This window comes from Pseudomonas citronellolis (assembly GCF_029335315.1).
Taxonomy (GTDB): domain Bacteria; phylum Pseudomonadota; class Gammaproteobacteria; order Pseudomonadales; family Pseudomonadaceae; genus Pseudomonas; species Pseudomonas citronellolis_A.
The window spans coordinates 43,226-54,271 of the sequence record NZ_JARJLT010000202.1 but is presented as its reverse complement, the minus strand read 5'-3'; the positions used below and the strand labels follow the sequence as shown (position 1 = coordinate 54,271).

The 11,046-nt window shown below is 68.8% G+C and carries 10 protein-coding genes and 1 pseudogene; 4 read left to right on the top strand and 7 right to left on the bottom strand.

Going from position 1 to position 11,046, the window contains the following annotated elements; all coding sequences use genetic code 11:
- A partial coding sequence (locus tag P3W75_RS16195; RefSeq protein WP_276228323.1) for a MurR/RpiR family transcriptional regulator occupies positions 1-855 on the bottom strand: 855 nt, incomplete at its 3' end.
- Positions 856-1,055: 200 nt separating this feature from the next.
- Between P3W75_RS16195 and zwf the strand changes: the two genes are divergently transcribed.
- Genes zwf through P3W75_RS16180 form a run of 3 tightly spaced genes read left to right on the top strand, consistent with a single transcriptional unit; the run spans position 1,056 to position 3,895 of the window.
- Positions 1,056-2,525, top strand: a complete 1,470-nt coding sequence (gene zwf / locus P3W75_RS16190; RefSeq protein ID WP_276228322.1) for a glucose-6-phosphate dehydrogenase — start codon at positions 1,056-1,058, stop codon at positions 2,523-2,525.
- Positions 2,512-3,225, top strand: a complete 714-nt coding sequence (pgl, locus tag P3W75_RS16185; RefSeq protein WP_276228321.1) for a 6-phosphogluconolactonase — start codon at positions 2,512-2,514, stop codon at positions 3,223-3,225. Before zwf ends, pgl begins: the two co-directional genes overlap by 14 nt.
- Before the next feature lie 19 nt (positions 3,226-3,244).
- Positions 3,245-3,895, top strand: a complete 651-nt coding sequence (locus tag P3W75_RS16180) for a bifunctional 4-hydroxy-2-oxoglutarate aldolase/2-dehydro-3-deoxy-phosphogluconate aldolase (RefSeq protein WP_276228320.1) — start codon at positions 3,245-3,247, stop codon at positions 3,893-3,895.
- Between the two features lie 139 nt (positions 3,896-4,034).
- Here the strand turns inward: P3W75_RS16180 and P3W75_RS16175 are convergent, their stop codons facing one another.
- A complete protein-coding gene (locus tag P3W75_RS16175) occupies positions 4,035-4,484 on the bottom strand; it encodes an NUDIX hydrolase (protein WP_276228319.1) in 450 nt (149 codons plus the stop codon).
- Between the two features lie 138 nt (positions 4,485-4,622).
- On the opposite strand from P3W75_RS16175, the pseudogene rluB reads away from it, so the two are divergent.
- Positions 4,623-5,846 (top strand): annotated as a pseudogene (gene rluB / locus P3W75_RS16170) (23S rRNA pseudouridine(2605) synthase RluB); the annotation flags it as partial.
- A gap of 337 nt (positions 5,847-6,183) precedes the next feature.
- Here rluB and P3W75_RS16165 read toward each other — a convergent pair.
- The 5 genes from P3W75_RS16165 to P3W75_RS16145 form a co-directional block, all read right to left on the bottom strand.
- Complete coding sequence (locus P3W75_RS16165; RefSeq protein ID WP_276228318.1) at positions 6,184-7,110, bottom strand: GGDEF domain-containing protein; 927 nt, start codon at positions 7,108-7,110, stop codon at positions 6,184-6,186.
- 244 nt (positions 7,111-7,354) lie between these two features.
- Positions 7,355-8,098 (bottom strand): YciK family oxidoreductase, encoded by a 744-nt coding sequence (locus tag P3W75_RS16160; RefSeq protein ID WP_276228317.1) that lies wholly within the window; start codon positions 8,096-8,098, stop codon positions 7,355-7,357.
- An 83-nt stretch (positions 8,099-8,181) separates the two neighbouring features.
- Positions 8,182-8,862, bottom strand: a complete 681-nt coding sequence (gene mupP, locus P3W75_RS16155; RefSeq protein ID WP_276228316.1) for an N-acetylmuramic acid 6-phosphate phosphatase MupP — start codon at positions 8,860-8,862, stop codon at positions 8,182-8,184.
- Positions 8,859-9,557 carry a bifunctional 2-polyprenyl-6-hydroxyphenol methylase/3-demethylubiquinol 3-O-methyltransferase UbiG gene (gene ubiG / locus P3W75_RS16150; protein ID WP_276228315.1) on the bottom strand — a complete coding sequence of 233 codons (699 nt, stop codon included), beginning with the start codon at positions 9,555-9,557 and terminating at the stop codon, positions 8,859-8,861. Before ubiG ends, mupP begins: the two co-directional genes overlap by 4 nt.
- Before the next feature lie 115 nt (positions 9,558-9,672).
- A complete protein-coding gene (locus P3W75_RS16145; protein ID WP_276228314.1) occupies positions 9,673-10,998 on the bottom strand; it encodes a TRZ/ATZ family hydrolase in 1,326 nt (441 codons plus the stop codon).
- Positions 10,999-11,046: the final 48 nt, after the last annotated feature.

Sequence of the window (11,046 nt, the reverse complement as noted above, 5' to 3'; positions counted from 1 at the left end):
GTCTTCCTCGTCCAGCTGGTAGCGCGTCGGCACCAGGCTTTCCTTGATCTTGCGCAGGTGCGGCTGGAAGTCCACGCCGCGGCGCAGGGTCACGCCCGTGGCCAGCACGTCGAGCACCGTCAGCTGGATGATCCGCGAGGTCATCGGCATATAGATGTCGGTGTCTTCCGGCAGCGGAATGTCCAGGGTCAGGCTGCAGACCTTGGCCAGCGGCGAGTCGGCGGCGGTCAGGCCGAGCACCGAGGCGCCGTTCTCCCGCGCCAGGCGCGCCACCTCCACCAGCTCGCGGGTGCGTCCGGTGTAGGAAATCACCACGAAGAGGTCGCCGGTGTGCGCCACCGAGGCGATCATCCGCTGCATCAGCACGTCGCTCTGCGCCGACACCGCCAGGTTGAAGCGGAAGAACTTGTGCTGCGCGTCCAGCGCCACCGAACTGGAGGCGCCGAGGCCGAAGAAGTGGATCTGCCGGGCCTGGATCAGCAGGTCCACGGCGCGGTCCACCGCGCGGGCGTCGATCAGCTTGTAGGCGGCGTCCAGCGAGGCGATGGTGCTGCTGAAAATCTTCCGCGTGTAGTCCTGCGGGCCGTCGTTCTCGGCCACCGCCTGGGTGACGAAGGCCGCGCCGCTGGCCAGGCTCTGCGCCAGCTGGATCTTCAGCTCGGGGTAGCCGCTCATGTCGAAGGAGCGGCAGAAGCGGTTCACCGTCGGCTCGCTGACACCGGCGGCCTGGGCCAGCGCAGCGATGCTGAAACGAGTGGCCTGCTGCGGGTTCTGCAGGATCACTTCGGCGACCTTGCGCTCGGCCTTGTTCAGGTCTTCCAGCCGCGACTGGATCTGCTCCAGCAGGTTCTTCATCCGTACTCCTTGGTGGCCCGCGTGGGGCATTCGACGGCCGGGGTCATGCCCCCGGCCAGCGGCGCTATCCTAACGTCAGGTCGGCAGACGACCAACAGGACTGCGTTCGGGGAAAAATATGTTGTTTAATTACTACATTTTTGCCTTAATGACGCGGTGAATTCGGCAAATGTTCCTCAAAATCTGGTTGGTAATAACAAATGCCTGATGTCCGCGTTCTGCCTTGCACCCTGGCGCTGTTCGGCGCGCTCGGCGATCTCGCCCTGCGCAAGCTGATTCCCGCCCTCTACCAGCTCGACCGCGAAGGCCTGCTGCACGGCGACACCCGTGTGCTCGCCCTGGCCCGCGAGGAGGGCGACCCCGCCGGCCACCTGGCGACCCTCGAGAAACGCCTGCGCCTGGCGGTGCCGGCCCGCGAATGGGACGACGCCGTGTGGGCGCGCTTCCAGCAGCGCCTGAGCTACCAGAGCATGGATTTCCTCGACGCCGCGTCCTACCCGGCGCTGCGTGACGCGGTGCCCGCCGGCCTGCCGCTGGTGGCCTACTTCGCCACCCCGGCCGCGGTCTACGGCGGCATCTGCGAGAACCTCGCCGCCGTCGGCCTGGCCGAGCGCACCCGGGTGGTCCTGGAGAAGCCCATCGGCCACGACCTGGCGTCGTCCCGCGAGGTCAACGAGGCGGTGGCGAAGTTCTTCCCGGAGAACCGCATCTACCGGATCGACCACTACCTGGGCAAGGAGACGGTGCAGAACCTCATCGCGCTGCGCTTCGCCAACAGCCTGTTCGAGACCCAGTGGAACCAGAACCACATCTCCCATGTGGAAATCACCGTGGCCGAGAAGGTCGGCATCGAGGGCCGCTGGGGTTATTTCGACCAGGCCGGGCAACTGCGCGACATGGTGCAGAACCACCTGCTGCAACTGCTCTGCCTGATCGCCATGGACCCGCCCAGCGACCTCTCCGCCGACAGCATCCGCGACGAGAAGGTCAAGGTGCTGCGCGCGCTGGAGCCGATTCCGCCGGAGCAACTGGCCAGCCGCGTGGTGCGCGGCCAGTACACCGCCGGTTTCATCGACGGCAAGGCGGTGCCCGGCTACCTGGAAGAGGAACACGCCAACCGCATGAGCGGCGCCGAGACCTTCGTCTCGCTGCGCGTGGACATCCGCAACTGGCGCTGGTCCGGCGTGCCTTTCTACCTGCGCACCGGCAAGCGCATGCCGCAGAAGCTGTCGCAGATCGTCATCCACTTCAAGAATCCGCCGCACTACATCTTCGCCCCGGAGCAGCGCTCGCTGATCAGCAACCGCCTGATCATCCGCCTGCAGCCGGACGAGGGCATCTCCCTGCAGGTGATGACCAAGGACCAGGGCCTGGGCAAGGGCATGCAGCTGCGCACCGGGCCGCTGCAGCTGAACTTCTCCGAGACCTTCCAGGCCGCGCGTGTGCCGGACGCCTACGAACGTCTGCTGCTGGAGGTGATGCAGGGCAACCAGTACCTCTTCGTGCGCAAGGACGAAGTGGAGTTCGCCTGGAAGTGGTGTGACCACCTGATCGCCGGCTGGGAGCGCCTGGGCGATGCGCCCAAGCCTTATCCGGCGGGCACCTGGGGGCCGCAGGCGGCCGTGGCACTGATCGCGCGAGACGGGAAGGACTGGTATGGCGAACATTGATCTGAATCTGCCGGCCGGCGTGCGCTGGACGGCCTGGGAAAGCCCGGTGGCGCAGGCCCGTGGGCTGGCTGCCGGGGTGGCCGAGCAGCTGCGCGCGGCCATCGCCGAGCGCGGCCACGCGTTGCTGGCGGTGTCCGGCGGGCGCAGCCCGGTGGCGTTCCTCGAAGCGCTGAGCGGCGAGGTCCTGGCCTGGGACAAGGTGACCGTGACCCTGGCCGACGAGCGCTGGGTGCCCGAGTCGCACCCGGACAGCAACGCCGGCCTGGTGCGTCGCCACCTGCTCAAGGGCGCGGCGGCCAAGGCGCTGTTCTGCGGCCTGTACCACTCGGCGGCGAGCCTGGAAGAGGCCGCGGCCATCGCCGACCGCCAGGTCGCCGAGCTGGCCCTGCCGATCGACGTGCTGGTGCTGGGCATGGGCGACGATGGTCACACCGCCTCGCTGTTCCCGGCCAGCCCGGGCCTGGCCGAGGCGCTCGACCCGAGCGGCGCGCGCCAGTGCCTGCCGGCCTGGGCGCCGAGCGTGCCGCACCAGCGCATCACCCTCAGCCGCGCGTTGCTGGCCGCTTCGCGGGTGCAGCTGCTGGCGATCCAGGGCGAGGCCAAGCTGGCCACCCTGAAGGCGGCGCTGGCCGCCGACGAAACACGCATGCCGGTGGGCGCCTTCCTCCGCGCCCCCCTGTCGATCCACTGGTGCCCCTGAGGCACGGAGTTACCGCACCATGAGCCTTGATCCCCACATCCAGCGCATCGACGCCCTCGCCGAGCGCGCCCGCATCCTGCCGGTGATCACCATCGATCGCGAACAGGACATCCTGCCCATGGCCGACGCCCTGGCCGCCGGCGGCATCACCGTGCTGGAAGTGACCCTGCGCACCGCGCTCGGCCTGAGCGCGATCCGCACCCTGGCGCAGCAGCGCCCGGAGCTGTGCATCGGCGCCGGCACCGTGCTGGACCCGGAAACCTTCCGCCAGGCCGAAGAGGCCGGCGCACAGTTCATCGTCACCCCCGGTTGCACCGAAGAGCTGCTGCAGCACGCGGTGACCCGCCCGGTGCCGCTGCTGCCCGGCGTGGCCACCGCCTCCGAGATCATGGCCGCCTATCGCCATGGCCTGCGCCGCTTCAAGCTGTTCCCGGCCAAGGTGTGCGGCGGCGTCGAGGCGCTCAAGGCCTTCGGCGGTCCCTTCCCGGAAGTGCGCTTCTGCCCGACCGGCGGCGTCGGCGCGGACAACCTGAACGACTATTACCGCCTGGACAACGTGATGTGCGTGGGCGGCAGCTGGATGCTGCCCAAGGCGGCCATCGCCAGCGGTGACTGGGCCACGGTCGAGCGCCTGTCGCGCGAGGCCCTGGCGCTGCTCGATAGACACTGAGCTGTCCCACGATCGGACGTGCCCGGCCTTGTGCCGGGCTTTTTTATGTACGCCGGCGGCCGAGGTCAGCGGCGGATAACGCCATAGGCGTTATGCGCCCTACGAAGGGTGGGTGTGTAGGGCGCATAACCGTTCGCGGTTATCCGCCGTTGGCCGGAGTGCCGTTATCTTCCAGGTAATTCCGCAACCGCTCCTGCAGGTAGGGAACCGCCTCGCCCGCGTCCAGGCCGAGGTATTCCTCCACCTTCATCAGTCGCCAGTACTGCCCTTCGTCGCCGAAGCGGATCGCGGCGAACTCCGCCGCGTCCAGCCGCGCCACCATGAACCAGGCCCAGGGCGCCGGACCGTGGGTGGCGCGGTAGCGCCGTTGCCATTCGATGCGTGCGCCATCCAGGCGTATCGAGAACTCCTCGTGCAGTTCGCGCAGCGCGCATTCCACCGGGCTTTCCGTACCTTCGCGGCCGCCACCGGGGAAATCCCAGCAGGCGGGGAAGGGGATGCCGGGTTTGGCGTCGCGCAGGTACACCACCAGGTGATCGGCGTGGAACAGCGCCAGCTTGGCGCCGGTGAAGGCGGAATCGTCGTGCAACGGGTTTCTCCCTGGCGAAACGGCGGGACGGATAAAAACGGCTAGGCTTTCCCGATCATGGACGGTGCTTTACCGCGCCCAAGCGCGTATGATGCGCGACCTTTTTCTTCGTTGCATGACACACCGGGAGGTGCCCAGATGAACGACACGCACGAAACCACAGAAATTTCCCCCTCCGGCGAAAAGCTGCAGAAGGTCCTGGCCCGCCTGGGCGTCGGCTCGCGCCGTGACGTCGAGGCCTGGATCGAAGAAGGCCGGGTCAAGGTCAATGGCGTGGTCGCCAGCCTCGGCCAGCGCGTGGAGAGCAACGACGCCATCGCCGTCGACGAGCACCTGATCCGCCGCGAGCAGGCCGAAGAGCACGTGCGCCGCGTACTGATCTACAACAAGCCCGAAGGCGAAGTCTGCACCCGCGACGACCCGGAAGGCCGCCCCACCGTGTTCGAGCGTCTGCCGCGCCTGCGCAGCGGCCGCTGGATCAACGTCGGCCGCCTGGACATCAACACCACCGGGCTGCTGCTGTTCACCACCGACGGTGAGCTGGCCAACCGCCTGATGCACCCCTCCTACGAGATGGACCGCGAATACGCCGTGCGCGTACGTGGCGAAGTCGACGAGGAAATGATCGAGCGCCTGAAAGCCGGCGTGATGCTGGAAGACGGCCCGGCCAAGTTCAGCGACATCCAGCAGGCGCCGGGCGGCGAAGGTTTCAACCACTGGTACCACGTGGTGGTGATGGAAGGCCGTAACCGCGAAGTGCGTCGCCTGTGGGAGTCCCAGGGCGTGGTGGTGAGCCGCCTGAAGCGCGTGCGCTTCGGCCCGGTGTTCCTCACCTCCGAGCTGACTATGGGGCGTTTCCGCGAAATGGACCAGCGCGAGCTGGACATCCTCAGCGAGGAAGTCGGCCTGAAGCCGGTGAAACTGCCGGAAATGACCACCAAGGCCAAGGACAAGCTCGAACGCCAGCAGCGCAAGCTGTCCAAGCCGCTGGCGCGCAGCGAGCGCCCGGATGCCGGTCGCGGCAACCGCCAGCGCAAGGAGTCCTTCGAAGGCGAGCGTCCGGCCCGTAGCCCGCGTCCGGGTGCCAGCGAGCGTCCGGCCCGTGGTCCGCGCCAGGACGCCGATCGTCCGGCCCGTGGTCCGCGCCAGGACGCCGATCGTCCGGCCCGTGGTCCGCGCCAGGACGCCGATCGTCCGGCCCGTGGTCCGCGTCAGGATTCGGATCGTCCGGCCCGTGGTCCGCGTCAGGATTCGGATCGCCCGGCTCGCGCTCCGCGTCAGGATTCGGATCGTCCGGCTCGTGGCCCGCGTCAGGATTCGGATCGTCCGGCTCGTGGTCCGCGTCAGGATTCGGATCGTCCGGCTCGCGCTCCGCGTCAGGATTCGGATCGCCCGGCCCGTGGCCCGCGCAAGGACTCCGATCGCCCGGCTCGTGCCCCGCGCCAGGATTCCGATCGCCCGGCCCGCGCGCCGCGTCCGGAAGGTCGTGGCAAGGCGCCGGCTGGCGATACGCCGCGCCCGCGTCCGGCCAAGCCGAGCGCCGAGGGTGAGCAGCGTCCGTCCAAGCCGGTGGTGCGCAAGCCGCTGAACAAGCGCCGTCCGCAGGCGGCCGGTGACGGCATGCGTCCGGGCTTCAAGCGCTAAGGCGACAGCAATGCAAAAGGGGCTCCTCGGAGCCCCTTTTTTTTGCCCGGCGCAATCAGCCGGCGCTGGCCAGGCGGTTGCGGCCGTCGCGCTTGGCGGCGTAGAGCGCGGCGTCGGCGCGGTGCAGCAGGTCGTCGACGTTCTCGCCGGCGATCAGCGTGGCGCAGCCGAGGCTGATCGACAGCGGCACCCTTTTGCCGTCGACGGCAAACTGCAGGTGCTCGACGGCATGCCGCAGCCGCTCGCCCACCTGCGCGGCGCTGCTGCCGGGGGTGTTGGAGAGCAGCACGAGGAACTCCTCGCCGCCGAAGCGGAAGACCATGTCGACATTGCGCAGGCTGGCCTTGAGCGCGTCGGCGACGCTGCGCAGGGCCTCGTCGCCGTGGCTGTGGCCGTACTGGTCGTTGATGTTCTTGAAGTGGTCGAGATCGAGCATCAGCACCGACAGCGGCTGCAGGTTGCGCCGCGCCAGCTCGACTTCGCGGCCCAGGGCCTGGTCCATGGCGATGCGGTTGCCGGTGCCGGTCAGCGCGTCGCGCAGCGCCGCCTGGATCGCCGCCCGGTAGAGCAGGGCGTTGCGCAGCGGGTAGAGCAGGCTGGCGATCAGGCTTTCCAGCTGGCCGAGCTCGGCCTCGCTGAACGGCCGGCGGCGGCGGAAGCCCAGTTCGCCGAGGTATTCGCCGGCGTGGGTCAGGTGATAGGTGGCGCTGTGGTTGCCCGGCTCGCCGAATTCCAGGCGCAGGTCGGCGCCGCTGTGCTGGTAGCTCAGGTGGTCCAGGGGCAGCAGCGCCTGCAGTTCGCGGAAGAACAGGGCGAGGATGCGTTCGGCCTCGAGGCTGGTCTGCAATTGCAGGCCGAGCTGCCGGCGCACCTCGGTCAGGCTGACCTGGCGGCGGTTGCGCGTGCGGCTTTCGCCGAGCGCCAGACGCTGGAGCTTGGCGGTGTCGAAATCGATGGTGTTGGACTGCTTGGGCGGGGCCATGACGCGTGGCGACCTCTGGCGCAAAAACGGCGACACTGAGGGCTGAGCTATTTTCGTGCCAACCCGCGGAAAGTTCTGACTGGTGGCCTTAATGACCGTCTGACGGAGGCTTTGTTCCTGGGTGGGACAAACTACCGCTGTGAGCGATGTCAAAATGATGGCGAAAAACGCGGGATGTGGCGGGTGGTTGTATCCGGGCGAGCCGGAAAACCGGCGGGGCGGTCGGGCGACCGCCCCGGAGGGATCAGGCCTGGGCGTCGAAGGCCTGGCCGTTGACGTCGAGGCTGTCGGGGCCCATCAGGTACAGGTACACCGGCATGATCTCGTCGGGCGCCGGGTTGTTCGCCGGGTTCTCGCCCGGGTAGGCCATGGCGCGCATGCTGGTACGGGTGGCGCCAGGGTTGACGCTGTTGGCGCGGACGGCGTTGGTGCCGTCGCACTCGTCGGCCATCACCTGCATCAGGCCCTCGGTGGCGAACTTGGACACCGCGTAGGCGCCCCAGTAGGCGCGGCCCTTACGCCCGACGCTGCTGGAGGTGAAGATCACCGAGGCGTTCTCGGCCAGCTTGAGCAGCGGCAGCATGGCGTGGGTGAGCATGAACACCGCGTTGACGTTGACCTGCATGACGCGCATGAAGTTTTCCCCGGAGATCTGCTCGATGGGCGAGCGCAGGCCGAGGATCGAGGCGTTGTGCAGCAGGCCGTCGAGGCATCCGCATTCCTTCTCGATGGTCGCCGCCAGTTCGTCGTACTGGTGCGGCTGGGCGGTTTCCAGGTTGAAGGGGATCACCACCGGCTGCGGATGGCCGGCGGCCTCGATCTGGTCGTAGGTCTCGTTGAGGTTTTCCTCGGACTTGCCCAGCAGCAGCACGGTGGCGCCGTGGGCCGCGTAGGCCCGCGCGGCGGCGGCGCCGATGCCGCGGCCGGCGCCGGTGACCAGGATCACCCGGTCCTTGAGCAGGTCGGGGCGGGCGGAATACTGGAACATGCTAACTCCTTCGGAGAACGGCAAGCGTCAAGCCGCAAGCGCCTTGTGGGGCTTGGGCTCGCGGCTCGTGGCTTGAGGTCGGTTCAGCAGGAACAGAGGGCGCGGTCGAGCACCGCCAGCAGGTCGCGCGGGTGGTCGACGATGACGTCGGCGCCCCAGTGCGCGGGGTTGTCCTCGGGGTGGATATAGCCGTAGCGCACCGCCGCGGTCTTGGTCCCGGCGGCACGGCCGGACTCGATGTCGCGCAGGTCGTCGCCGATGAACAGCACCTGCGCCGGGTCGACGCCGATCTGCTGGCAGGCCAGCAGAAGCGGTTCCGGGTCGGGCTTGCTGTGCTTCACGTGGTCCGGGCAGACCAGCACCGCCGAGCGCTCGGCGAGGCCCAGTTGCTGCATGATCGGCTCGGCGAAGCGCACCGGCTTGTTGGTCACCACGCCCCAGATCAGCTTGGCCCGCTCGATGCTTTCCAGCAGTTCGGGCATGCCGTCGTAGAGCCGGCTGTAGACCGCGCAGTGGTCCTGGTAGCGGTCGAGGAACTCCTGGCGCAGGTCCTCGAAGCCGGGGGCTTCGGGGTCCATGTCGAAGGTCGCGGCGACCATCGCGCGGGCGCCGCCGGAGACCACGTCGGCGATGCGCTGGTCGTCGATCGCAGGCCGACCGTGGGCGGCCAGCATGGCCTGGCACACGGCGATGAAGTCCGGCGCTGTGTCCAGCAGGGTGCCGTCCATGTCGAAGAGAACCGCTCTGAGCTGCATCGGCGTCATTCCTCGCGCAGGGTCTGGATCATGTAGTTGACGTCGACGTCGTTGGCCAGCTTGTAGTGCTTGGTCAGCGGGTTGTAGGTCAGGCCGATGATGTCCTGCACCGCCAGGCCCGCGTCGCGCGACCAGGCGCCCAGCTCGGAGGGGCGGATGAACTTCTTGAAGTCGTGGGTGCCGCGCGGCAGCAGGCGCATGACGTACTCGGCGCCGACGATGGCGAACAGGTAGGCCTTGGGGTTGCGGTTGATGGTGGAGAAGAACACCTGGCCGCCGGGCTTGACCATCTTGTGGCAGGCGCGGATCACCGAGGCCGGGTCCGGCACGTGCTCGAGCATCTCCAGGCAGGTGACCACGTCGAACTGGCCGGGCATTTCCTCGGCCAGCTGCTCGGCGGTGATGCGCCGGTACTCCACCTCGACGCCGGATTCCAGCTGGTGCAGCTGGGCCACCGCCAGGGGCGCTTCGCCCATGTCGATGCCGGTGACGGTGGCACCGCGCTGGGCCATGGCTTCGCTGAGGATGCCGCCGCCGCAGCCGACGTCCAGCACCTTCTTGCCGGCCAGGCCGACGCGTTCGTCGATCCAGTTGACGCGCAGCGGGTTGATGTCGTGCAGCGGCTTGAACTCGCTCTCGCGGTCCCACCAGCGATGGGCCAGGGCCTCGAATTTGGCGATCTCGGCGTGGTCGACGTTGCTCATGGCGTACCTTCGTTGCAAATCATGGGAAATCGTGGCGCGCAGGCTGGCTATGATGCCAGCTTCGCGCGGCGGATGGGCGCCGCAGGACAGATTGTCGCAGCGTCGCCCGGCGTGTTCAGGCGCCGGCGATGCGCCGGCCCCAGGCGCCGACCTCGGCGGCCAGGCGGCCCTCGTCCAGGCGCGTCAGGCGGCCGCTGTCGAGCAGCTGCTTGCCGCCGACCCAGAGGTGCCGCACGCAGTCGCGGCCGCTGGCGTAGATCAGTTGCGAAACCGGCTCGTAGACCGGCTGCTGGGCCAGGCCTGAGAGGTCGAAGGCGACCAGGTCGGCGGACTTGCCCAGCTCCAGCGAGCCGATTTCCTGCTCCAGGCCCAGGGCGCGGGCGCCGTTCAGGGTGGCCATGCGCAGCGCGCGGTGGGCGTCCAGGGCGGTGGCCTGGCCGGCCACGGCCTTGGCCAGCAGGGCGGCGGTGCGGGTCTCGCCGAGCAGGTCGAGGTCGTTGTTGCTGGCCGCGCCGTCGGTGCCGATGGCCACGTTGACCCCGGCCTGCCACAGGCGCTCCACCGGGCAGAAGCCGCTGGCCAGCTTGAGGTTGGATTCCGGGCAGTGGATCACCGAGCTGTTGGTCTCGACCAGCAGCGCCAGGTCCTCCTCGTTCACCTGGGTCATGTGCACGGCCTGGAAGCGCGGGCCGAGCAGGCCCAGGCGGTGCAGGCGGGCGAGCGGGCGTTCGGCGCTCTTCTCCAGCGCCTGCTGGACTTCGAAGGAGGTCTCGTGGACGTGCATCTGGATGCCGGCGTCCAGCTCCTCGGCCAGCATCAGCACGTTTTCCAGCTTGTCGTCGCTGACCGTGTAGGGCGCGTGCGGGCCGAAGGCCACGCGGATGCGCGGGTGGTGCTTGAGGTCGTCGAACAGCGCGACGCCCTGGCGGATGGCTTCCCCGGCGTCGCGGGCGCCGGGCACCGGGAAGTCCAGCACCGGCGTGCACACCTGGGCGCGGACGCCGCTGTCGTGGATGGCCTCGCAGGTGATGCGCGGGTGGAAGTACATGTCCGAGAAGCAGCTGATGCCGCCGCGGATCTGCTCGGCGATGGCCAGTTCGCTGCCGGTGCGCACGAAGTCCTCGTTGACCCACTTGGCCTCGGCCGGCCAGATGTGCTCCTGCAGCCAGGTCATCAGCGGCAGGTCGTCGGCCAGGCCGCGGAACAGGCTCATGGCCGCGTGGCCGTGGGCGTTGACCAGGCCCGGGGCGAGCAGCATGCCCGGCAGTTCGCGGGTTTCCGCCGCCGGGTGGCGCAGGGCCTCGGCGCGCGGGGCGAGCAGGGCGATGCGGCCATCGCGGATGCCCAGGGCGTGATCGCGCAGGACCACGCCGGCGGGCTCCACCGGAACGATCCAGGTCGGGAGCAGAAGCAGGTCGAGAGGGGCTTTGGCTTCGGGCATGGGCGCTTCCTGCGGCGCGGCAACGGGTGGCCGGCAGTATACCCGAGC